The sequence below is a fragment of the Endozoicomonas gorgoniicola genome, assembly GCF_025562715.2.
Classification (GTDB): Bacteria; Pseudomonadota; Gammaproteobacteria; order Pseudomonadales; family Endozoicomonadaceae; genus Endozoicomonas_A; species Endozoicomonas_A gorgoniicola.
Genome location: NZ_JAPFCC010000001.1, coordinates 1184355 through 1205748, shown reverse-complemented (window position 1 = coordinate 1205748; position 21394 = coordinate 1184355). Strand labels below are relative to the sequence as shown.

Below are 21394 nucleotides of genomic sequence, written 5' to 3'. Positions count from 1 at the left end.
GTTACACTGTATGGGTCTACCAAATAGCGGGGTTAGCATTGCTAACCTTTTCCGTTATCTGGTAGACTGGTTCCCGCTCGTCTGTCTGAACTGGCTAGATACCAGTGCTATGGCGGGAACCTTTTCTCGTTCTGGACAAGCGGCTTCCATGCCGGGTGTCCTGACTTATACAAGAGTCTTTGGATAAAAGGTTGGGGGGCTGCTTAGCAGGCTTATCTAGCGCCCGGCACCACCCCCCCCCCACTTATTTCCCTTGCTTTTCAACCTTTTCTGCATCCAGTACTACCCTTATGGAATTCTCAGACGGATACATTTCATTTTTCATAAGATTGACATAACGTTTCTGAACATCCGCCAGATTGGCTGTGATTTCACGGTCGTTGTAGTGCTGTGCATTTTGCTGAGTAAGGTCAATGCACCCTGTCATCTGCTCCAGAAGTAGGTTTACATTAAGCGTGGGGTCTTTGGTGTTCATGTTAAACACACTCTCTACTAATCAAACATTTAGCGTCCGCTGTCGGCAGGTACACAGGAACACTGCGACCAGATTCAAGCCGCTTAAGTTTCTGCTGGATCAGTGGAGGGACTTGATTAATAAGCAGTTCAAGTGCCTCGGTTAATTGCTCTCTGCGCAGCTTTCGCTGGCATAAATTATGTATATCGGTACGGGTGCAGGTATTGTTTTTCTGACAGAGTACATGAATGGCATAGAGAACCTTCTTGGCCATGACGTGTATCGCCTCAACCTTTCTCTGTTCTGTCTGGGTTCGATAACAGAAGACAATGGACTGCCTGGAGAACTCTATCCAGTCAAGGGCTCCCTCCATATCTTCCCTTGTTACCACTTCATGTCCCTGAAACAGAGCTAGAGCCGCAGCCATCAGCCTGGCATGCAATCGGTGTCGTCTGACCAGTGGCTCGATACGTTTACTGTAGGGCTGGTTAACCAATCGGCTATATGACCTGTCCCACAGGTCTTCTGCTGATTTGGTGAACAGCAACGGTTCGGTCTGTAACCGGAGTTTTTTCCAGTGGGTTTCAAACCGGCCATTTCTGGCTTTCATGATATGTTCGGCAATTGTGCTGGAAAACCCGGACAAGGTGTTGCTATCCATCGTTTTGGGTCTGGACACCAGTTTTTGTGGCTGTGTCCATAGCATTAACATGCGGTTCAGCAGACCATTAAACGACTGCAGTCGGTCTTCATCAAACTTGAGCAATTCATCAGGGGTTATGTTACCAAGCAGGCATATATAAGGATCGCTGACACTGACCCTGTCGCGTTTTGTCATCGGCTTGATGTCCACACCGTCGTAGACGTTACGCAACTGGGCAGATAATGTATTGCCCTGCCTGGTCATATTGCACAGTGTATTGGCCATCTCGCTTTCAATCACCAGCAGGCGCTTGTCAGTAATCGTTCTGCCAGGAATGGGTGAATCAGTTCCGTCATCCAGCGCAAAGCCAAGACCCTCACCTGATGACAGCCCACCATTATGCACTTGAAGGTTTGGGCATTGCTTTAGTCCCTCACCACGGCCCGCATCAAAAGCGGACTGGAACAGAACCTGCATTTTATCCTGTACCTGGTAAAAAATTCTTGCCGGGCCTTTACCCGAGGTTCCCTTGCCTGACCCCGAAGGCCCAACCAGAAGGAAAAAATTATTCAGCCAGCGTTGCTCGTCGCCAATCATCATGTAACGAGTACGACCAATATGGGATGTAAACCAGACCAAAAGGTAAGCGCCTACAGAAGTCGGGACTGCTTCTGTGTCCTTGCAGCAGGCTTCAGTAATCTCACCCAGCAAGCCCGGAAACATAGCGTCTGTAACTTGCGGCGGGGCGTTAACCGGCAGGTCTTTTTCATTGTCCTCGTCAGACGATGGCGCAGGTATCAGGGCGTCAATGACTTCGTGCAGGCTTCTCATCTCGTCTAGGCTGATCAGTTTACCTAACCCGTTAGTATTGCTCATGGTGTTTGACCCATATATCGGATGCGTCATTGCCTTCCGGCGGCAGGATGATGTCATCAAAACAGTGGTGGGCAACCAGTGAAGCCATGCCAGGGCGATACTTACGATTAGAGGACGGTGTGTCGTTGTCGAGGACCAGAACTAGCCGATGGCCGTGACACCGTTGCCTAAGTTGCTCACCGACAGCGGCCATGTTGGAAGCACTATAGGCGGCAATGGTAATTCGACTCTGGTGGTAAAAAAGAAAGGTGCTAATGGCGTCCGCTACCCCTTCGCAGATAAAAATGGACCAGCTGTCCGGACCATGTTTGTCCCACTTTCCCCACCACTGAAAGCAGCCTTTTGTCTGTCCTCCGCGTAGAAACCTTTTATTTCCGTCCCGGTCAATAAATTGCAGGTTTACGAGCTGTTGTTGTGGGTTGTAAACCTGTGAAACCAAACAGTCATGGTAGCGTCTTAGCTTTAAAGGAGGCAGGTGTTTTCGCACAAGGTAGGGATGGTCAAACGGGTCTATGGCGGACTGATTCCAGATATATTGTGCCTTGTTGCCTGTGTTTTCTGCGGTTTTTATTTCAGGGCTTATAAAATCGTCAGTTTTTGCTGGCCTTGGAATGGGTCTTTTAATGTTGCAGCCTTGAACAATGCCAAGGTGTTGCGCTACCTGCTCAACAGCCCCCTTGAAATCCGTCCCCAGACGTTTCATCAGCATTGACCAGCCATCACCAGCGCCGCAGCCTCTGCACATGTAGAAGCCATTCTCAACGCTTTTAAACTCATAGCGGTCGGTGCCGCCACAATGTGGACAGGGCATGCCCTTCTTGCTGGGTGTGGTTTCTGGTTTGCTAAGACCACCAATGTTTTGTAGAAGGGTGTCCCACTGACCAATGGCTGACTGCTTTACGGTTTCAGAGAACATTTTAAGTGAGTCTGGCTATTGTCAGGCTGATAGCAGAAGACCTCATAAGGATCGATGTAATTTTTCCTGCACCATTGGAGAATCTTACGCGTGGTCTGGGCGCCTTGTCCGGTACGCACACGGTATAGGGTGGCATTGTTGATGCCTATATCTGCCGCCAGTCCGGTAAGGGGCTGCTTTCGGGCTTGGCAAAAATGTTCAAAAGGATGCATGGACACACTCCCTGATTGCATTTTATAAAAGTTATAGGTTGCATTTTTGATTTGGCAAGTTTTTCTATACTGTGCATTCTTGCAAAACATCAGGGATAAAAACGTGAGCGACTGGCGTACAAGACTTAAAGCTGTGATCGAAGAAAAAAAAATTTCTTTGCCAAATTTAGCCAACAAGGCCAATTATGACTACGTCACTCTATGGAAAGCGCTGATCAAGGAAAGGCACGTTATTAAGCGCACCACCATGAACCGTATCTGCCAGGTTCTTGAAGTTGACCCTGATTATATCTGGTACGGGCATGAGGGAGCCCCAGACCGCCATGATGTTCCGATATTGGAAGACAGCCAAGTATTGCAATGGGTCGAAGGAAAGAAAGTTAAACATAGCCAGGATCGTATAGGCACTGCATACCGGATTATGAGTGACAAAGCCTTTGCCTGGCGCAGTACGGCGGTTGACATGCAGGGGCTGGTTGCTCTGGACTCAATGGTTTATTTCAACCCAGACCTTGTGCCAGAAAATATGGAGTATGTGTTGGCCCTTTACCGTGGAAATATTTTGTTTAGGCAGTATGTTGAAGTGGCTGACCAGCAATACCTGATGCCGCACAACACTGCGTTTCAGGCCGCCACTATGGGAACTGGTGACAGGGTTCTTGCCGTCGCAGTCAGTGCTTGTTTTTCGCTTGTCAAGGATCACCGCCTTGTCAACTTCACCAGCTTTGAAAAATTTGATGATATACAGCCCGATAAGCTGTCCAGTGGGACAGAAAACAACTGAAAAAAGCTTAAGGCTGGGCGAATTTTGATAATTCGCCCCAAAATTCGCCGCTTATTCGCTGCCCTTTTTTGGCTGAAGCCCTTGCGGCACTAGAATATTCGAAAATTCGCTTGTTTCACTGTGTATATACCTATGTCTGAATTATTTAAAAATACTTTTTTAGTTTTTTTTAATCTATAACTATTTTTTTGTTGCCTTAACTTTTTTGCATTGACTATTTTCAGGTTGTTTTATTGCAATTCTGATCGAGTCCTATGTAATGAACCATTCTTCTGTCAACCCTTCCGACTATCTTCACGGAACCATCATCCACCACCACCCCGACTGGAAATACCACGCTGCCCCTGGTGTGTCTTCCAGCGCCATAAAAACCTTTGTTAACCAGTCCCCGCGCCACTATCACCAACGGTATGTTTTGCAGCAGGCTGACCGGAAAGAAACCGACGCCATGCTGCTTGGGACACTGGTCCACTGCCTGGTACTGGAGGGTGACCAGTTTGAAAGCCGATATGAACGAGAGCTGAACACTGATGACTTTCCGGACGCCATGCGGACTGTGCCGGAACTGAAAAAATACCTGGAGCAGAACAACCTGCCGACGACAGGTGTCAAGCAGGAGCTGATCCAGAGAATAACGGAACACAATTCAAATGCCCCTGTCTGGGACAGACTGATCAGTCGCCAGCGGCAAAGCAGGAAAAGGATTATCAAGACTGAGCTTTGGGACAGGGCCAGAAGGATGCGTGACGGTGTTCTGGACAACGAAGACGCCGCCGATTTGCTGAAAGTCGGTGAGCCTGAGCTGTCGGTCTGGGGAACGCATGAGCCTACCGGGCAGCTGATTAAATGCCGGGCTGACTGGTATCGACCTGACGGAATCTGCGCTGACCTGAAAACCTGTGCCTGCTCATCCCCTGAACAGTTTGCCAAAGACTGCGCCCGGTTTGGCTACGACCTTCAGGAAGCGCATTACACGACCACGCTCAACAGTGCCGAAAAACTTTGCAGCCTGTTTGCGTTTATTGCTGTAGAGAGTGATGCCCCTTACCTGTGTCAGATTTATGAGCTGGACGACCGGAGTCGGGAACTGGCTAAACGGCGTTATGAAAAAGCCATGAAAGACCTGGAAGAGTGCAAAACCTTTGACCAGTGGCCCGGTTATGCCGAGAACATCAGCACCCTGTCAATGCCTGGCTGGTACCTCAAACGGATGGAGTGTGTCGCATGACCATCAAAACCGCTTTTGAGACTAACACTAACCGCTGCGCGGATGACGCTCTGGATGACTGTCTGTCAACGTATTGCGGCCTTAATGAGTTTACCTGTGACAAGGAGGTCATTGCGTTTGCACTGCTTTACATTGCCGACAAGCTAGACAGCATTGATACCCGCCTGTTTCACCTGGTTAACCAGCAAGGTAAAAAGCATGAATGAGTTAGCGTCACAACAAAACGTACTAGGCGATTTGGATACCCTGGACCGGATTACCCGCTTTGCCGAGCTGATGGCCAGTGGCCGCTGTACCGTTCCCAAAGAGTTGCAGAACAGCCCCGGTGACTGCCTGGCGATTTCCCTGCAGGCGGCGGCGTGGCAGATGAACCCGTTTTCCGTTGCCCAGAAATCCCATGTCATCAAGGGCAAGATCGGTTACGAGGCACAGCTGATCAATGCGGTCATCACCCGTCACGCCCCAATTACCGGACGACCGCAGTTTAATTATTCTGAGGGCTGGGACAGGGTGCTGAACAAGTTTAAAACGGTACAGGGCAGCAATGGCTCTTACACTGTGCCGGACTGGAAGCCTGAGGATGAAAAAGGGCTGTGGTGTGAAGTCAGCGCCACTATGGTTGGGGAAAGTGAACCCAGGGTGCTGCGGTTGATGCTGTCACAGGCCCAGCCGAGGCTGTCTACCCAGTGGGCAACCGATCCCAAACAACAGCTGTCTTACGCCACACTGAAAAAATGGGCGCGTTTGCATTGTCCGGATGTAATGTTGGGCATTTATACCCCTGAGGAGCTACAGAACCGCACGCCTGTCGAAAAAGACGTAACCCCTGACAGTGACCTTAAAGCCCGCCTGAAAGCGCAGGGAGAGTCACTAGCCGTCCGCACGGACAGTCACTCGCCGCCCGCACGGACAGAGAATGACCTTCCGGACGGCGAGGAACTGACCAGTACAGAGAATACCCCCATAGAACACAAACAGGATACTACACAGGAAGATAAAGAAGACGACGACAGGCCGTCACGGTTGCGTCAGTTGCTCAGGGAGCAGAAGCAGGTGCCATTGCCTGAAGTCACGGAAGACGACCAGACCACTTTGCAGTTGGCAGTGGACAGCATTGCCAGCTGTAAGACGGTCGACGAGTTGAAAGAGTGTGGTAAAGACCTGGAAGGGATGATCCACCCTGACTTAAAGGATCAGGCGGTTAAGGCGTATAAGCAGCAAATGGCTGTTTTGCAGAAATGATGAAAAAGAAGGCCGACTGGGTGGTTCGGCCTGGGGAGTTATAAAATGACTTCGTTAAATATACACCAGGTTGTTGAGTCCGGCGAGTTGACTATGACCTCTTTGGAAGTTTCTGAAGTAACCAAAGTAAGACACCCGGATGTACTCAGAAAAATTAGAGAATTGTCTGGAAAGGGCATCATACGGAGTTTTGAGCAAATTGCTCAAAAACACGATAGTACTAAGAAGGGTGGCAGGCCGATGAAGTTATGTCGGCTGAACAAGACAGAATCCATTAACCTGGTAGCTAACCTTTGCCCGGAATTTACAGCACGGATCGTTGACCGCTGGATTGAGCTTGAACAGAAAGAGGCAGGTTTATCGCCTTACAGCCAGCTGCAAAACCTTGCCTTGCAGATAAAAGTCTCTGAACAGATAGGAAAGATTGGCAGTGGCCTGATGCATAAGCGTAAAGAAGACAAGAAACTGCTTAAAGCGGTTGAGAAGCAGCTGGCGGCGCATTGCCAGCTAATCATTAAATTTAATTTTTGTATTGAGTGATACCACTATGACATTAGTTAAAATTGATCCTGATTATATTAATCATCAATTTCATATATGGAAAGACGATCAATATATTGAATTAGGGCTTCCTGTGGATATACAAGAAGCCATCATGAAAAAGGTAATACAGGATTGCTCTACAGTTTTTAAGCAGGTATTAAGCCTTCAGCTGTCTGAATTTCCTCCAGGCCTTGAGTCAATGATTTCTCATTGAATGATACATTCCCGCCATTGATCCAAAGCCCGGTTTGCTTATCAATAGAAAGCAATCGGGTTTTGTTGTTGTGAAAGGTCAGTATCATATCAATCGTGTTTTCATTGGTTCCAATAGCCGATTTCAGTAAACGTACGGCAGCGTGTTCTGATTTATCCATCCCATGTAAGAAAATATCTATACGCTTGAAGGTGCGTTTGACCAGTTGGCGGATCAACAACCTCGTTTCCTCATTCAGGTTATAAACGTCGGCTTTGATGTCCTGCCATTCCTGTACAAGATCGGTAGCCTTATTCCTTGACTCAAACCGTAGCTCATCTTCAAGAATGACTATTTTTTGCTGTAGCTGTTCGTGTTCAACCTTGAATTTTTCAACAATGTTGGTGACGACAGAAACGGTCTGTCCCTGACTTAACAGTTCAATAATTGACTGCTCACCTGTTTTGATTTTCTGCTCAGCCTCTTCTGCCTGCTGGTACAGACTGGCAATAGTAGCCTTGATTTCTGTTGTTTTGTCATTGTCGCCTAGAACACTGGATAGTTCCATCTGGTCAGCGCAGTATTCTAGTATTGACCTTTCAATCATTGCTACAGAAATTGGAGTGCCATTAATACATTTTGATCCATAACGGCTTCTTGAATTACATTTAATACGCCGCAAACCATCTGTTAACTTTCCGTTTTTTGCCCTGTTAGCATAATTTTGTGAAACAAGAACATCACCGCATAAACCACAGAATGCTGTTCTAAAGCCTGTTATTAGTCCTGGAAAGTTTCTTTGACCTTTTGTCTTTGCTCTTTTTTTAATTGCTACTTGTAAATTGTAAAACTCTTCATTAGATAAAACAGATGGATAGTAATTTGGTATAATATAGTTTTTTCCATTTACTAAAAGCGACTTTTCACCAATCAAGTCTTTTCTAGTCATTATTGAAGATATATATTGCGTATACCATTTATTTTTATTAAATGGTTTGTAATTATCATTCAAATAACTTGCAATTTTATTGCACCCCCAACCTTTTAAATAAAATTCAATGATTAACTTAATTATTTTTACTCTTTCTGGAATTAGATCAAATCCACTTTTATCTTTTCGAGGTGTACACCAATAAGGAGCTTGACCATTTCTAATTATTTTTCCATGACCATTTTCTAACCATTGGTTAATTTGTCTAATAATTGACTCTTTTACCCTTTTGCTTTTTGTTTCACTTTCTTCATTGGCGCGGACAAATATAAGAAGTGAAAGTACCAAGTCCATTGGGTTTTTCTTTACGGTTTCTCTATCATAAACCTTATTATCACTAGCTGTGACAACAGTTATTCCTGCCATTATGATTTGTGACAAGATGGCCTGTGCTTCTATAGGTTCAGCTCTACTCATTCTGTCTAAACCTTCAATAATCAATACTGATCCAGAGGCGACTTTTCCAGTTTGAACAGCTGATAAAAATAACCCAAAAGCCCCTCGCTTTATGTGTGTCTGATGAAATGCCGATAAACCTTCATCACGCATTGTAAATCTTTCCTCAAGTACCATGTCGTTTTGTTTTGCATAATTCTTTGCATAGTTAAGTTGACGATTTAGGCTGTGACCTTTTGCTTGTTCTGGGGTACTAAACCTTATGTAACTATATACTTTTGGCCTCATGTTATATCCTCCAAAAAAGACCATTTAAAAGTATATATTAGACCCTTTACGGCATTCCTCATTTTGAATACACCAGAGAATACGGTATTGAGTCCCTGCATACGGTGTTTGAACTGGCGGAAAAATACGACGCACTGATTGATATCCATTGCGATGAAATCGACGACGAGCAGTCCCGTTTTGTAGAAACTGTCGCCTGTCTGGCACTGGAAAGAAACATGGGGCAGAGAGTCAGCGCCAGCCATACAACGGCAATGCACTCCTACAACAATGCCTACGTGGTCAAGTTGATGCGTCTGTTGCAAAAATCAGGCATTCACTTTATCGCCAACCCGGTGACCAACCTGAACCTTCAGGGGCGAATGGACACTTACCCGAAACGTCGTGGTATCACCCGTATTGAAGAGCTGCTGGGTGCGGGTGTGAACGCCTGCTTCGGTCAGGATAACATTGTGGATCAGTGGTTCCCGATGCAGGGCGGCAATATGCTACAGGTGTTGTTCACAGGACTGGTAGGCTGTCAGATGACCGGGCTTGACCAGATCAACCGGGGTATCGAACTGATCACCAGCAACAGCGCCAGAGCCCTGAACATTCAGGACCGCTACGGCATAGAAACCGGCAAACCGGCAAATCTGATTCTGCTGGATGCTGAATCGGTTTTTGATGCGGTACGTCGTCAGGCCGTTGTCACTCACTCCTTCCGTAATGGCAAACTGATCGCTTCAACCCGACCAGCTACCACCATTATTCATCATAATGGCCAGCAGCCGGTTGACTTTTATTACAACCAGATCTGATGTAACAGGCTGACCCGTGGTTATTACTGGTCAGCCCTCTTTCTACACAGGTACGATTAGCTTTAAAGACAGCCGGGAAAGTTTATCTGAAGCGAACGTTGGTCAGTTGTTTAATTGCCGCTAAAATGACTGTTCTATAAATACGATGACCAACCACAACAACAATCGTTTACTCATGCGACAAAACAGCTGGCAATCCCGTTTCTATACCATACGCTCCAACAAGGTGTTTGAGCTGCTGGTGATTTCCATCATCATCTTCTCAGCCCTGGTGATCGGGGCCAAAACCTATGAAATTCCGGAGGAAGTTTCACACCTTATCACCGTACTGGACTGGGGCATTACCCTGTTCTTTCTGGCAGAGATCACCATCCGCTTTCTGGCAGAGGAGAACAAAAAGAACTTCTTTAAATCCGGGTGGAATATTTTCGATACGCTGATTGTTGTCGTCAGCGTTATCCCTATCGATAACACCGATATGGCACTGATCGGCAGGCTGATCCGAATCTTCCGTGTGCTGAGAATGGTGTCCATTATCCCGGAACTCCGGCTGCTGCTGAACTCACTTCTGAAAGCCCTTCCCCAGCTGGGTTACGTACTGCTGCTGATGTTTATCATCTTCTATATTTATGCCGCTATAGGCAGCACCTTCTTCCATGACATCAACAAAGAACTGTGGCGGGATATTGCCGTCAGCATGCTGACCCTGTTCCGGGTGATGACGTTTGAAGACTGGACCGATGTGATGTATGAAACCATGGAGGTCTATCCCCTCAGTTGGGCGTACTTCCTGAGCTTTATCTTTTTTACCGCCTTTGCTTTCCTGAACATGATCATCGGCATAGTGGTCAATGTACTGGAAGACGAGCGCCAGAAAGACCGCAAACAAGCAAGGAAAGAAAGGGGGGAGCCAACATTAATGGAGTTACAGCAACAACTGGACGACATTAAACAGCTGTTGCTTAAACAGGAGAAATGACGGCTAAGCACCCTCATGGCTGACCTCGCTGAACACCTCCACCAGAGATTCGCGGCTTAGCTGCCCCTGAAGATCACCGTGTTTATCGACAACCGGCAGGTGATGGTCAGCTTCCAGCGTGTCGGGCAATGCTTCTTCAATCAGCATGTCGGGGGCGATGACTGGCCAGTCCTCAAAAAGGTCAGGCACCAGCTTTCCTTCTGAATTTTTTCTGGCAGCCTGTTCCAGGGTTTCCTGCAACAGCCCCCCCTGATAACCGTCTTCCGTCACATAGTAACCGTAATCCTCGGGCAGTTTTTTCATCTGCTCAAGCGCTTCACCAATGGTTCTGGCGGTAATACGGGCAATGGGCGGATTCATCACAGTCTCAACCGTCAGGGCACGCGCCCGGTTCACGTCCCGAACAAAGGCTTCCACGTATTCCGTGGCAGGCTCCAGCAATATGGTTTCCGGCTTGCCCACCTGCTGGATGGCTCCATCCTTAAGAATGGCAATACGGTCACCAAGTCTTAAGGCTTCGTCCAGATCGTGAGTGATAAAAACAATGGTTTTATGCAGCCGGTCCTGAAGCTCAATCAGCAAGTCCTGCATTTCACTGCGAATCAAAGGGTCCAGGGCCGAAAAGGCTTCATCCATCAACAGAATATCGGCATCGGTACACAGCGCTCTTGCCAGCCCTACCCGCTGCTGCTGTCCACCCGACAATTGTGATGGATAGTGCCGTTCATAACCGGTCAGACCTACAGTTTCCAGCCATTGCTGCGCCTGTTGCTGCCGCTGTGCCTTGCTGACACCCTGAATTTTCAGGCCATAGGCAACATTTTCCAGTGTTGTAAGATGCGGCATCAGGCCAAAACGCTGAAACACCATCGATAAACGATGACGACGAAACTGAACCAGCTCTTTACCAGACAACTGCAGTATATCTTTATCTTCTATATACAGCTGACCACTGGTTGGGTCAATCAAGCGGTTGAAATGCCTGATCAGGGTCGACTTGCCGGAACCGGACAGCCCCATAATAACAAACACTTCACCAGCAAAAATTTCCAGATTAATGGCCTGCAGTGCCAGAGTATGTCCGGAATCCTGCAACAGCTGATCTTTATCAACACCCGAGCGAACCTGCTGCAGCGCCTGCTCCGGGTCTCTGCCAAACACCTTATACAAATCCTTGATTCGGATCAGTGGCTCACCCTTATTGGTCAAGTTGCTGCCCTCCATACTGCTGTGAACGCTTAGCCCAGGACTGGGAAACCCGATCAAAAATAATGGCCAGGGCGACAATCGCCAGTCCATTCAATAAGCCAAGAGTAAAGTACTGGTTAGTAATCGCTTTCAGCACCGGCTGCCCCAGTCCTTTGACTCCGATCATGGAAGCAATGACCACCATAGCCAGGGCCATCATAATCGTCTGGTTTATACCCGCCATAATGGTTGGCATAGACAAGGGTAACTGCACGCCTACCAGGCGCTGCCATGCTGTTGCGCCAAAAGATCGGGACGCTTCCAGCACCTCCCGGTCAACCAGGCGAATGCCAAGATTGGTCAGACGAATCACAGGCGGGATAGCATAAATAATGACGGCGATGAGTCCGGGAATCTTGCCGATGCCCAGTAACATCACCACGGGTATCAGGTAAACAAAGGCAGGCATGGTCTGCATGACATCCAGCAGCGGCGTTACGATTTTCTGCATTCTGTCTGACAACGCCATGGCAATACCCACCGGTATTCCCAACACAATCGCCAGCAGGGTACACACCGTTATCATGCTCAGTGTGCGCATGGTGTCCTGCCACATACCAAAATAGCCAATCAGTAACAGAACAAAGGTTACTGCGGTCGTAAGTTTGACTGACCGGCTGGCGAGATAAACAATTCCGACAATAATACCCAGTACCAGCCACCAGGGTGACCCGGTCAGTAACTGCTCAAACCAGACCAGGAAATCCAGTAACGGGTCAAACAGGGCTTCAATGGTGTCCCCGTACTCTCTGGAAAAATCCCGGTACAACCCATCCAGTGTTTTACGAATAGACAACAACTGTTCACGGTCCATCTGCGGGAAGCGACTCCAGAAGGAATGCTCAGCCATGGTCAGCTCCTCCCTGCTTATAAACGTTTGAGAGCCTGAACCACCTGCTCAACCTGAGCATCCGTTAGCCAGACCTGCCACACGTCCTGATGCTCCCTGAGAAAGTACTCCATTGCCATTTCACCGTCAGCCTGACTGTCTTCCATCCAGGCCAGCAACTGGTTCATCTGCTGATTGGTAAAGGAGCGCCTGCCGAGGTAGCCCATAGCCTCAGGGGACTGCTGTGCAAAAGAGGCAGTGACCAGAGTATTGACCGGTGAGGGTGGGTACATAGTGACTTGAGGACTCAGGCAATCAGCCTGTGTTGTACAGCTCAGGAATTCTTTAATATCAGGCTTTACTCCAAAGTCCACTTTTACCATCCGGTATTTACCCAGCACGGCGGTCGGTGCCCAGTAGTAACCAAACCAGGGCTCATGTCGTTCATAGGCACGGGCAATAGAACCGGACAGTGCAGCGCCCGAGCCGGGGTCAACCAGGTCAAAGCCCGCCTGCCCAAGTTTCAGGGCATTAAACAGATTGCCCGCAGAAATCTGGCAGTTCCAACCTGCCGGGCAACCATAAAAAGCAGACTTGTCAGAGTATTCAGGATGCTCGAATAATTTTGTGTGCTTAAGGACTCCCTCAATACTCTTCAGCTCCGGGTATTGCCTGACCAGATATTCAGGCACCCAGAAACCTTCCTCCCCACCTTCTGACAAAGCCTTTCCCGCCACCAGCAGACGCCGCTCACTGATGCCTTTGTCAATCGCCTCTTTCATGGAGTTGCTCCAGAACTCAGGTGCAATATCCGGTTCACCTTTTTCAATCATGGACGCCCCGGTGGGCATGGTATCACCGGGAACCAGTTCCACTTTGCAGTGAAACGCATGGGTCAGCACAAACTGATCGATATGGGCGATCAACGTGGCAGAATTCCAGTTCATATCCGCCAGTGTCACTTTACCGCACTGGTCTTTATCAGCGGCGACTGAGGGGTGGGCAATTGCGGACAGGGAAAGGGAAAGGGAAAGGCTGGCAAGAGAGGCAAATTTCATAATAAAACCAGATACTCTTTGTTATTTTTTAGATGATCTCGCTATCAATTTACCTATCAAATAGATTTAATTCAAACTATCGCTATTTATACAGTAAAAACAACGGGTATTTTCTGTATAAGAAAAGATCAAAAGGTAAATATAATTTGATCTCCTATAATTTGATCTATACTATCTCGCTTCTCCATCATGGACTGACAAGAACATTGACTACCCTGTCCGCTGGTTATCCCATCCCCCCTTCATCAGGCACATCCTGAATTATGCAAAACACCTCATCGTCAAACCCCATACCACACACTTTAAATCCGCCCGTATTTTTTGGCTCAGCGGTACTGATACTCGCCCTGGTTGCCTACACCGTTACCTTTCCTGGCCATGCCAGTGAGCTGTTTTCCCGAATGCAGACCAGTATCAACAACAACATCAGCTGGTTCTATGTTCTGGTCGTCGCCCTGATCCTGCTCTGTGTCACCTTCCTCGGCATTTCCCGTTATGGCGAAATCAAGCTGGGACCAGACCACGCGGAACCCGATTTCAGCTTCGGCTCCTGGTTTGCCATGCTGTTTTCTGCCGGTATGGGCATTGGCCTGATGTTCTTCGGGGTATCCGAACCCGTTATACATTTCATCAGCCCACCGGTGGGCGAAGCGGGTACGCTGGACGCTGCCAGAGAGGCAATGACGCTGACGTTCTTCCACTGGGGCCTGCATGCCTGGGCCATTTACGCCATTGTTGCCCTGATACTGGCATTTTTCGGCTATCGCCATGAACTGCCCCTGACCATGCGCTCCGCACTTTATCCGGTTATTGGCGACAAAATTTATGGCCCCATCGGTAACGCCGTCGATATTTTTGCCATTCTGGGTACGGTATTCGGCGTTGCCACCTCGCTGGGGCTGGGTGTGATGCAGGTCAACTCTGGTCTTAATTATCTGTTTGGCCTGCCCGTCACACCGATGGTACAGGTCGTACTGGTTATTGCCATTACTGCACTGGCTACTCTATCCGTTGCCACCGGCCTTGATAAAGGTATTCGCCTTCTTTCTGAAGCCAACCTGCTGCTGGCGATGACCCTGGTTCTGCTGATCATTCTCCTGGGGCCTACGGTACTGCTATTGCAGATGTTTGTGCAGAATACCGGTAGCTACCTGTCCGGTATCGTCGATAAAACTTTTAACCTCTACGCCTATGAAGGCACTAACTGGATAGGCGGCTGGACCCTGTTCTACTGGGCATTCTGGCTGTCATGGTCTCCCTTTGTCGGTATGTTCATTGCCCGTATTTCCAAAGGCCGGACCATTCGTGAATTTGTTACCGGCGTCCTTTTTGTACCAACCGGCCTGACCTTTTTGTGGATGACGGTGTTCGGTAATACCGCTATCTACGCCATTATGCACGACACCGCCGGACAACTGGCCACCGTCGTTCAGCAGGACGCCTCTCTGGCACTGTTTACGTTTCTGGAGATGTTCCCATTCTCTGAAGCGCTCTCGTTTATCGCCATTCTGATGGTGGTCATTTTTTTCGTCACTTCGTCCGACTCCAGCGCCATGGTGATTGATATTCTGGCGTCCAACGGTCATGACCATCCACCCATGTGGCAAAGGGTTTTCTGGTCCATCCTGATCGGTGCGGTAGCAATGGCGCTAATGCTGGCCGGCGGACTGAAGACACTGCAGGCAGCAACTATTGCCAGTGCCCTGCCGTTCTCCATTATTCTGATGATGTCAACCTATGGACTGCTCAGGGCTCTGGCTATTGACGCCGCCAAAAAAGAGAGCCTGACCCAGACTAACCTGGCTCCCGTTATGTCGCAGAAATCCGTATCCTGGCAAACCCGCATTAACAACCTGGTTCATTTCCCGCGCCGGGCTCATGTCAATCGCTTTAGTGAAGATGTCGTTATCCCTGCCATGGAAGCCGTTGCTGGCGAGCTGATCAGCCAGGGGATCAATACATCGGTTGAGCTGGATCAGGAATCCAGCGCACCGACCCTGAATATCCTGCATGGTGAGGAAACCGATTTCAGCTACCAGGTATTTCCAAGAGCCTACCTGCAGCCAAGTTTTGTTCTGGATGAAGAAGACGAGGAAGAGCGTAAATACTTCCGTGCAGAAGTGTTCCTCAGGGAAGGTGGGCAGGATTATGACATTATGGGCTGGAATAAAGAGCAGGTCATTGCTGATATTGTCAGCCAGTATGAAAAGCACCTGCACTTTCTGCACATGGTGCGGTAAAGCCACTTTCGGGTTGCTCTTGCCCATTTCGTCTATGTGGCCAATGATCGTTGACCGCTTCAAAGTGCTTGTACCATCCGGGTAAATCCCAACACGGTGAATAACATTGAGCTACCGTGTTGGGGATCGTTCAAACCTACAAGTAAAATGCAATGGATCGGTGCATCAGGAGCCTGTCGGACTTAAAGCTGTCCTACTGGCTCCTAGTAGTTTGAAATGTGAACTTCTTTGTGGTCATCATCAGTACGCATATACAGATCAACTTTTTTGCCATTCACACGGAAGTGAGTTGTCGTTACTGTACCCATCATGTCACCGCGACCTTTCCATAACGGTTCAGTCTTAGCAAATGCAAAAGCTTCTTCTTTGGTGGTATTGATCGAAGCTTTTTTCATGAACTCATCAGCAGCTTTTTGACGAACCAGAGATTTTGAACCGAACGCCTTATCAACAAATTTGTGGTGCTTAGTCGTGCTATGGTTAGCGTGGGTTAGTGCTTTACCACCAGTGATATGTAAACCATCAGCATAAGTGTTCTCAACGCTAACAAGCTCAGAATCTCCACCAACGGCAGTGTAAGAGTAATACGCGGTGTACTTGTCGTACATCGCATAAATATTGGCAAGGTCTTGAGGTTTCTCACCCTCATAAATTTCCCAGGCCAGGTGGAATGATGGAGTTGAGTCTTTCTCAATGATCTCACCACCATCCAGCTGACGCGCAGTACCTTCATCAGCAAGCGTGTTGCCAATGATCGCCTGACCACCTTTAGTCACACCACCATAAGGCAGCAAGCCAGCCCAGGTCTGAACAACCTTAGTCTTGCCATCAACGTCAGTATGATTCATTACGATTAGCTGCTCGTAATTGATCGCCATATAATCGTAGTTGTAGTGACCCCAGGCTGTGCCGCTGCCATCAGCGTATGCAAAGATCGTACATTTAGACGGAGCACTTGGATCATGCGGCGCATCAGACTCAAGGAAACCCATGCCGCCATTACGCTGTGACTCCAAAACCGCTTCATCAGCCATGCCTACCGCGAGCAGACGGTTTGGAGACATATTCAGGCTTTCTGCCAGACCTTTAATGTACTGACCAGCATGAGGGGATGTTTCCATCAGCTTTGCATGCACACCATTCTCTTCAAATGTTTGAGTAATTTTGTCCAGGCTAAGGCCTTCAAGCATGATACCCATTAACTTATCAAAACGGCCCATTGCCGTAAGAACCTGATCTCCTGCGACTTCTCCAACGTGTTTACCTAATTCGTAGTTTGAACCAGTAAACTTAATTTCTGCGATTTGATCCGTGTGCTGAATGAGTTTTGCCTGTGCGCCGAAAGCGGATACAGCCAGAGCCAAAGCGATGAGTGTCTTTTGCACGTTGTTTTCCTTGTAACTATTGAACTGAAACCCAGGTTCAGATTCCTTAGTAATGAGAATAATAAGACTTAGCTTTAATTAGGTGGCATTAAAATACATCAGACCTTTAGTGTGACAAACTCGGCTGCCGTGCATAAAATGCACGACAAAAATTCAGTTTGGAGAAGTAGGATGTTTAATGCTCTTAAAGAGTTGAAGTTAATCGAGTTAAAGGCATTCGTTACAACTTACGAGTCAGGCAGTTTTGCTGTAGTTGCGCAGCAATATGGCAAACATGCTACGACTTACAGCCGTCGCGTTGGTAACTTAGAGATCGACCTCGGAGTGACGCTATTTGAACGTAATGGTGGTCATCTTGTTCCGACAGAAGACGCTACAAGCCTATATCATCCCGCTAAGTCAGTGCTTAGTGAGGTTGAGCATTTCAGGCGGCGGGTTCAGCTCTGTTTTGAAGAGAGTGAATCGTATTTGAAAGTAGCAATTGATAGTTCTTTAAGTGCTTTTGCACCGGAGCTTACGATTGCTGAAATTTCGAAAGAATTCCCAGCGACTGAAATAGAAGTGCTTACGGGTAATACAGAGCAGGTCATTGAAATGGTGCTGAGTAAGCAAGCTGATATGGGACTGGCCTTATCCAATTTCTATTGTCACCCTGAAATAACCACAAGGAAATTATTTGATTTTCGATTTATCCGTGTGATGTCACCTGACTACGCTAAAAGCTTTGGATTGAACCTGACTCACCCACTCGAACCCAGCTTGATTCGAACTATGAAGCAGATAGTGCTTGCTCCTATTAACAGGCTTGGGGTGGAAGCTCAAAACTATGGCAATCACTTACTCCACGTTGATAGCTTTCAAATGGCAAAATCCCTTGCCATTAATGGTGCCGGATGGACTAACTTACCGTTAGTGGATTGCCTGGATGCATTAGACAGTGGTGATTTAGTGCAATTTGAGGGTAATTATGATTATGAGTTGGAATGGTCAGTTAATGAGACCTGGCTGATAGAAACAAATCGAGGGCCTGTAGCAAGACGGTTGGTGCAGCTATTTAGAGGGTACGCTGTTAAGTCGTGAATCGGGTATCAGTCATTTAGACATGACACCCGTATTTGTATCAGAACAGCCGGTTAATACCATCCAGCGCAGCGACTCGATAAGCCTCAGCCATGGTCGGATAGTTAAAGGTCGTATTCAAAAAGTAACGAATGGAATTGGCTTTACCTGTCTGTGCCATCACGGCCTGACCGATATGAACAATCTCTGAAGCCTGATCACCAAAACAGTGGATACCTAACACCTCTTCCGTGTCACGATGAAAGAGTATTTTCAGCATACCCACTTTTTCTCCGGTAATCTGTGCCCGGGCAAGACGGGAGAACAGCGCTTTGCCCACTTCATAGGGGATAGCAGCAGCGGTCAGTTCTTCCTCCGTTGCTCCCAGCGAACTGATTTCCGGAATCGTATAAATGCCAGTGGGGACTTCATTCACATAACGCCATTTTTGCGAACTGCCAGCATTACCGGCGGCAGAACGTCCCTGGTCATAAGCGGCACTGGCCAGACTGGGCCAGCCAATCACATCACCAGCGGCAGAGATATGGGAAATGTTAGTCTGGTAGTGCTGGTCAACCTCCAGCTGCCCCCGGCTATCTGACTTCAGACCTATCAGTTCCAGCCCCATGTTCTGGGTATTGCCGGTTCTGCCATTGGCCCAGAGCAGCAGGTCAGCCTTAAGCTTTTTGCCACTTTTCAGGTGCATCACCACGCCATCATCAAGGGGCTCAACCTTCAGGTATTCCTCATTATGGCGAATAATTACGTTCATCTTGCGTAGCTGATAACCCAGAGCATCGGAGATTTCCGTATCGAGGAAAGATAACAGCCGGTCACGGGTATCCACCAGATCAACCAGCACCCCAAGTCCTGAAAAAATAGACGCGTATTCCGAACCAATCACTCCGGCACCGTAAATAATCATACGACGAGGTGTGTTTGTCAGCTCCAGAATCGTGTCACTGTCAAAGATTCGTGAATGGCTGAAGTCAACATCGGCAGGGCGATAAGGGCGGGAACCGGTGGCAATAATGATATTGGTCGCATGCAGCCTTTCGATATTGCCCCCCTTTTCAATCACTTCAATAGTGTGTTCATCCACAAAAGTTCCCCGGCCAAAGTACAGGTCAATACGATTGCGGGAGTAGTACATAGTGCGGGACTGCACCTGTTTTTGTATGACTTTTTCAGCACTTTTCAGCACCTTGGGAAAACTGAACCAGCGGGGATCACCGATCTCACGAAACAGTGGATTGGTGTTAAAGTCCATAATCTGCTTAACTGCGTGACGCAAAGCTTTGGATGGAATAGTCCCAAGATGGGTACAACTGCCACCAACAAACGGACTCTGCTCAACAACTGCAACCTTTTTTCCCAACTTCACCGCATTCATAGCGGCACCCTCTCCGGCGGGACCCGACCCCAGGATCACCAGGTCGTAGTTGCTCACTCCCATCCTTTATACCCCTTGAGATTGCCATTTTATCGTTATTTTAAATTCACACATCGGATAATACGCTTTTTTTATTATGCAAACCCTGTTATTGGGCGGGCAGTGAGTCCACTACCCGCTCATCCGTCAGGCTTTTTTATGCGCCGTAGCGTCGTAGAACAGCTCATCCATATCTACCTCATCAAAGGCATCCCGGAACGCTTTCTCCTGCTTGTCGCCACCACCACAGATGACACAACCATCTTTCAGCCCCAGAGTACTGAGGCCACCACAGGAGCCCTTGATGGGTTTGTTGGAAAAAATAACACCGACAGCCATCATGGCTATCAGCGCCAGAAAAACACAGAATGTGACCAGCATTGTAGTCATAGCCAGTACCTCCTAACTTGAAACAGAAAACAGCCGCCTGCCTTCATCATAATTTATGTTTTACGTCAGTCATGCAGATAAGGTTTAAACGCTTCACTGCTGACTGATTCAAATCCGCCATCCTTTGAATGATAGGTAAAGTAAGCGGCAATCCCTTCCCGATTGGCAAGCTCCAGACCTTTCTTGTCCCCCAGCACCATAAACATGGTAGCCAGCGCATCGCCCGTTGCCGCACTATCGACAATTACCGCTACCTCGGCCAGACGACTGACCTCCGGGCGACCGGTATGAGGGTTAATCATGTGAGAGAACTTCTGACCATTAATCTCAAAATAATTCAGGTAGTCACCTGAGGTCGCCAGAGCCCGGTTACCAATCGTTACCACAAGTCTTGGCATGCCGCCCGCTGTCATCGCCGGGCCCCGAATACCCAGACGCCAGTCTTCACCGCCCGGCTTATGACCACGAACCAGCACCTCGCCACCGATTTCAACCATATAGTTATTGATACCACGGTTCTTAAGAGTCTGACCCACCTTATCGACCCCATAACCCTTGGCAATGGAGCTGAGATCCACAAACAGGTCTTTCTCGCGAGTCATGGTGTCACGGTCAGTATCGACCTTCAGATACTGATACCCGACACGATCCAGTGCGGCATTAATGGTCTCCTCATCGGGAACTTCTGTCGGATAGTTTGCCAGCATCCAGACTACCGGATCAACATTGGCATCCTGATCAGCAGGCATCTTTTTCTCAGGTTGCTTGCTGTCTTTTTCAGTGGGACCAAAGCCCCAGAGGTTAACCAGTGGTCCCACCGTCACATCATAAGCACCGTCTGAAATTCTGGAAAAATACAAACTGCGCTGAACCAGATCAACCAGTTCGTCCGATGCTTTGAACGGTTTGCCAATCGGTGCGCGGTTGAACTGCATCAGTTCAGAGTCAGGACGGTAGGTCGACATTTTATCGTTAATAGCCTCCAGCTCCCGGTCAACATCGGCCTGAACAGCTTTAACCGGATCAGAAAACAGAGTCGCAGCATAGGAAATACTGTAAGTGGTTCCCATGGTATACCCCTGAAAGTGCTTGAGTCTTGGGCGAGTACCCATGACATAAAATGCCGCTATCAGCAGGACAACGCCCAGTAGCAGCGATCGTTTATAAGATCGGGTTAACAACATCTCACCTCTGCGTTTACATCTCGC

Annotated in this window: 20 protein-coding genes; 9 read left to right on the top strand and 11 right to left on the bottom strand. The window is 48.2% G+C overall.

All coding sequences use genetic code 11. The annotated features are described in order from the left end of the window. Nucleotides 1–244: 244 nt before the first annotated feature. The 3 genes from NX722_RS05525 to NX722_RS05515 are packed head-to-tail and all read right to left on the bottom strand — an operon-like array spanning nt 245 to nt 2889. Nucleotides 245–475, bottom strand: a complete 231-nt coding sequence (locus NX722_RS05525) for a hypothetical protein (protein ID WP_262567090.1) — start codon at nt 473–475, stop codon at nt 245–247. 1 nt (nt 476) lies between these two features. Continuing rightward, nucleotides 477–1973, bottom strand: a complete 1497-nt coding sequence (locus NX722_RS05520; RefSeq protein WP_262567089.1) for a YfjI family protein — start codon at nt 1971–1973, stop codon at nt 477–479. Beyond that, entirely contained in the window at nt 1960–2889 is a 930-nt protein-coding gene (locus tag NX722_RS05515) for a primase-helicase zinc-binding domain-containing protein (RefSeq protein WP_262567088.1), read from the bottom strand. The genes NX722_RS05520 and NX722_RS05515 overlap by 14 nt, the downstream gene beginning before the upstream one ends. A 315-nt stretch (nt 2890–3204) precedes the next feature. Between NX722_RS05515 and NX722_RS05510 the strand changes: the two genes are divergently transcribed. The 5 genes from NX722_RS05510 to NX722_RS05490 all read left to right on the top strand — a co-directional run bounded on the left by NX722_RS05510 (nt 3205) and on the right by NX722_RS05490 (nt 6895). Further along, nucleotides 3205–3885 carry a helix-turn-helix domain-containing protein gene (locus tag NX722_RS05510; RefSeq protein WP_262567087.1) on the top strand — a complete coding sequence of 227 codons (681 nt, stop codon included), beginning with the start codon at nt 3205–3207 and terminating at the stop codon, nt 3883–3885. Between the two features lie 259 nt (nt 3886–4144). Next, a complete protein-coding gene (locus NX722_RS05505; protein ID WP_262567086.1) occupies nt 4145–5113 on the top strand; it encodes a PD-(D/E)XK nuclease-like domain-containing protein in 969 nt (322 codons plus the stop codon). After that, the gene (locus NX722_RS05500) at nt 5110–5319 is read left to right on the top strand and encodes a hypothetical protein (protein ID WP_262567085.1); all 210 of its coding nucleotides are present in this window, start codon (nt 5110–5112) and stop codon (nt 5317–5319) included. The genes NX722_RS05505 and NX722_RS05500 overlap by 4 nt, the downstream gene beginning before the upstream one ends. Continuing rightward, complete coding sequence (locus NX722_RS05495; RefSeq protein WP_262567084.1) at nt 5312–6355, top strand: RecT family recombinase; 1044 nt, start codon at nt 5312–5314, stop codon at nt 6353–6355. The genes NX722_RS05500 and NX722_RS05495 overlap by 8 nt, the downstream gene beginning before the upstream one ends. Nucleotides 6356–6400: 45 nt before the next feature. Then, a complete protein-coding gene (locus NX722_RS05490) occupies nt 6401–6895 on the top strand; it encodes a Rha family transcriptional regulator (RefSeq protein WP_262567083.1) in 495 nt (164 codons plus the stop codon). 149 nt (nt 6896–7044) lie between these two features. Here NX722_RS05490 and NX722_RS05485 read toward each other — a convergent pair whose 3' ends face one another. Further along, entirely contained in the window at nt 7045–8766 is a 1722-nt protein-coding gene (locus tag NX722_RS05485) for a recombinase family protein (protein WP_262567082.1), read from the bottom strand. A gap of 53 nt (nt 8767–8819) precedes the next feature. Between NX722_RS05485 and NX722_RS05480 the strand changes: the two genes are divergently transcribed. After that, a complete protein-coding gene (locus tag NX722_RS05480) occupies nt 8820–9566 on the top strand; it encodes an amidohydrolase family protein (protein WP_322740966.1) in 747 nt (248 codons plus the stop codon). 145 nt (nt 9567–9711) lie between these two features. Next, nucleotides 9712–10545 (top strand): ion transporter, encoded by an 834-nt coding sequence (locus NX722_RS05475; protein ID WP_407647959.1) that lies wholly within the window; start codon nt 9712–9714, stop codon nt 10543–10545. A 3-nt stretch (nt 10546–10548) separates the two neighbouring features. Here the strand turns inward: NX722_RS05475 and NX722_RS05470 are convergent, their stop codons facing one another. From NX722_RS05470 to NX722_RS05460, 3 genes are read right to left on the bottom strand one after another with little or no spacing between them, the layout of a single operon-like run. Further along, nucleotides 10549–11754 (bottom strand): quaternary amine ABC transporter ATP-binding protein, encoded by a 1206-nt coding sequence (locus NX722_RS05470; RefSeq protein ID WP_262567081.1) that lies wholly within the window; start codon nt 11752–11754, stop codon nt 10549–10551. Then, nucleotides 11744–12643: an ABC transporter permease gene (locus NX722_RS05465; RefSeq protein ID WP_262567080.1), complete on the bottom strand. Its 900-nt coding sequence runs from the start codon at nt 12641–12643 to the stop codon at nt 11744–11746. Before NX722_RS05465 ends, NX722_RS05470 begins: the two co-directional genes overlap by 11 nt. Nucleotides 12644–12660: 17 nt before the next feature. Next, nucleotides 12661–13680 (bottom strand): ABC transporter substrate-binding protein, encoded by a 1020-nt coding sequence (locus NX722_RS05460; RefSeq protein ID WP_262567079.1) that lies wholly within the window; start codon nt 13678–13680, stop codon nt 12661–12663. 263 nt (nt 13681–13943) lie between these two features. Here NX722_RS05460 and NX722_RS05455 point away from each other — a divergent pair, with 263 nt between their 5' ends. Beyond that, nucleotides 13944–15920: a BCCT family transporter gene (locus NX722_RS05455; protein WP_262567078.1), complete on the top strand. Its 1977-nt coding sequence runs from the start codon at nt 13944–13946 to the stop codon at nt 15918–15920. A 203-nt stretch (nt 15921–16123) separates the two neighbouring features. On the opposite strand, the gene NX722_RS05450 is transcribed toward NX722_RS05455, so the two are convergent. Further along, on the bottom strand, nt 16124–17305 hold the full coding sequence (locus tag NX722_RS05450; RefSeq protein ID WP_262567077.1) for a C45 family autoproteolytic acyltransferase/hydolase: 1182 nt from the start codon (nt 17303–17305) through the stop codon (nt 16124–16126). Nucleotides 17306–17476: 171 nt separating this feature from the next. Between NX722_RS05450 and NX722_RS05445 the strand changes: the two genes are divergently transcribed. Continuing rightward, complete coding sequence (locus tag NX722_RS05445; protein ID WP_262567076.1) at nt 17477–18385, top strand: LysR family transcriptional regulator; 909 nt, start codon at nt 17477–17479, stop codon at nt 18383–18385. Between the two features lie 40 nt (nt 18386–18425). Here the strand turns inward: NX722_RS05445 and sthA are convergent, their stop codons facing one another. From sthA to NX722_RS05430, 3 genes are all read right to left on the bottom strand, one after another. Further along, nucleotides 18426–19820 (bottom strand): Si-specific NAD(P)(+) transhydrogenase, encoded by a 1395-nt coding sequence (gene sthA / locus NX722_RS05440; RefSeq protein WP_262567075.1) that lies wholly within the window; start codon nt 19818–19820, stop codon nt 18426–18428. Between the two features lie 123 nt (nt 19821–19943). Then, nucleotides 19944–20186, bottom strand: coding sequence for a (Na+)-NQR maturation NqrM (nqrM, locus tag NX722_RS05435; protein WP_262567074.1), 243 nt, complete (start codon nt 20184–20186; stop codon nt 19944–19946). 65 nt (nt 20187–20251) lie between these two features. Then, nucleotides 20252–21370 carry an FAD:protein FMN transferase gene (locus tag NX722_RS05430; protein WP_262567073.1) on the bottom strand — a complete coding sequence of 373 codons (1119 nt, stop codon included), beginning with the start codon at nt 21368–21370 and terminating at the stop codon, nt 20252–20254. Nucleotides 21371–21394: the final 24 nt, after the last annotated feature.

Coding starts and splice junctions, on each gene's coding strand:
- NX722_RS05525 (WP_262567090.1), bottom strand. CDS start 475: ATGAACACCAAAGACCCCACGCTTAATGTAAACCTACTTCTGGAGCAG.
- NX722_RS05520 (WP_262567089.1), bottom strand. CDS start 1,973: ATGAGCAATACTAACGGGTTAGGTAAACTGATCAGCCTAGACGAGATG.
- NX722_RS05515 (WP_262567088.1), bottom strand. CDS start 2,889: ATGTTCTCTGAAACCGTAAAGCAGTCAGCCATTGGTCAGTGGGACACC.
- NX722_RS05505 (WP_262567086.1), top strand. CDS start 4,145: ATGAACCATTCTTCTGTCAACCCTTCCGACTATCTTCACGGAACCATC.
- NX722_RS05500 (WP_262567085.1), top strand. CDS start 5,110: ATGACCATCAAAACCGCTTTTGAGACTAACACTAACCGCTGCGCGGAT.
- NX722_RS05495 (WP_262567084.1), top strand. CDS start 5,312: ATGAATGAGTTAGCGTCACAACAAAACGTACTAGGCGATTTGGATACC.
- NX722_RS05490 (WP_262567083.1), top strand. CDS start 6,401: ATGACTTCGTTAAATATACACCAGGTTGTTGAGTCCGGCGAGTTGACT.
- NX722_RS05485 (WP_262567082.1), bottom strand. CDS start 8,766: ATGAGGCCAAAAGTATATAGTTACATAAGGTTTAGTACCCCAGAACAA.
- NX722_RS05475 (WP_407647959.1), top strand. CDS start 9,712: ATGACCAACCACAACAACAATCGTTTACTCATGCGACAAAACAGCTGG.
- NX722_RS05465 (WP_262567080.1), bottom strand. CDS start 12,643: ATGGCTGAGCATTCCTTCTGGAGTCGCTTCCCGCAGATGGACCGTGAA.
- NX722_RS05460 (WP_262567079.1), bottom strand. CDS start 13,680: ATGAAATTTGCCTCTCTTGCCAGCCTTTCCCTTTCCCTTTCCCTGTCC.
- NX722_RS05455 (WP_262567078.1), top strand. CDS start 13,944: ATGCAAAACACCTCATCGTCAAACCCCATACCACACACTTTAAATCCG.
- NX722_RS05445 (WP_262567076.1), top strand. CDS start 17,477: ATGTTTAATGCTCTTAAAGAGTTGAAGTTAATCGAGTTAAAGGCATTC.
- sthA (WP_262567075.1), bottom strand. CDS start 19,820: ATGGGAGTGAGCAACTACGACCTGGTGATCCTGGGGTCGGGTCCCGCC.
- nqrM (WP_262567074.1), bottom strand. CDS start 20,186: ATGACTACAATGCTGGTCACATTCTGTGTTTTTCTGGCGCTGATAGCC.
- NX722_RS05430 (WP_262567073.1), bottom strand. CDS start 21,370: ATGTTGTTAACCCGATCTTATAAACGATCGCTGCTACTGGGCGTTGTC.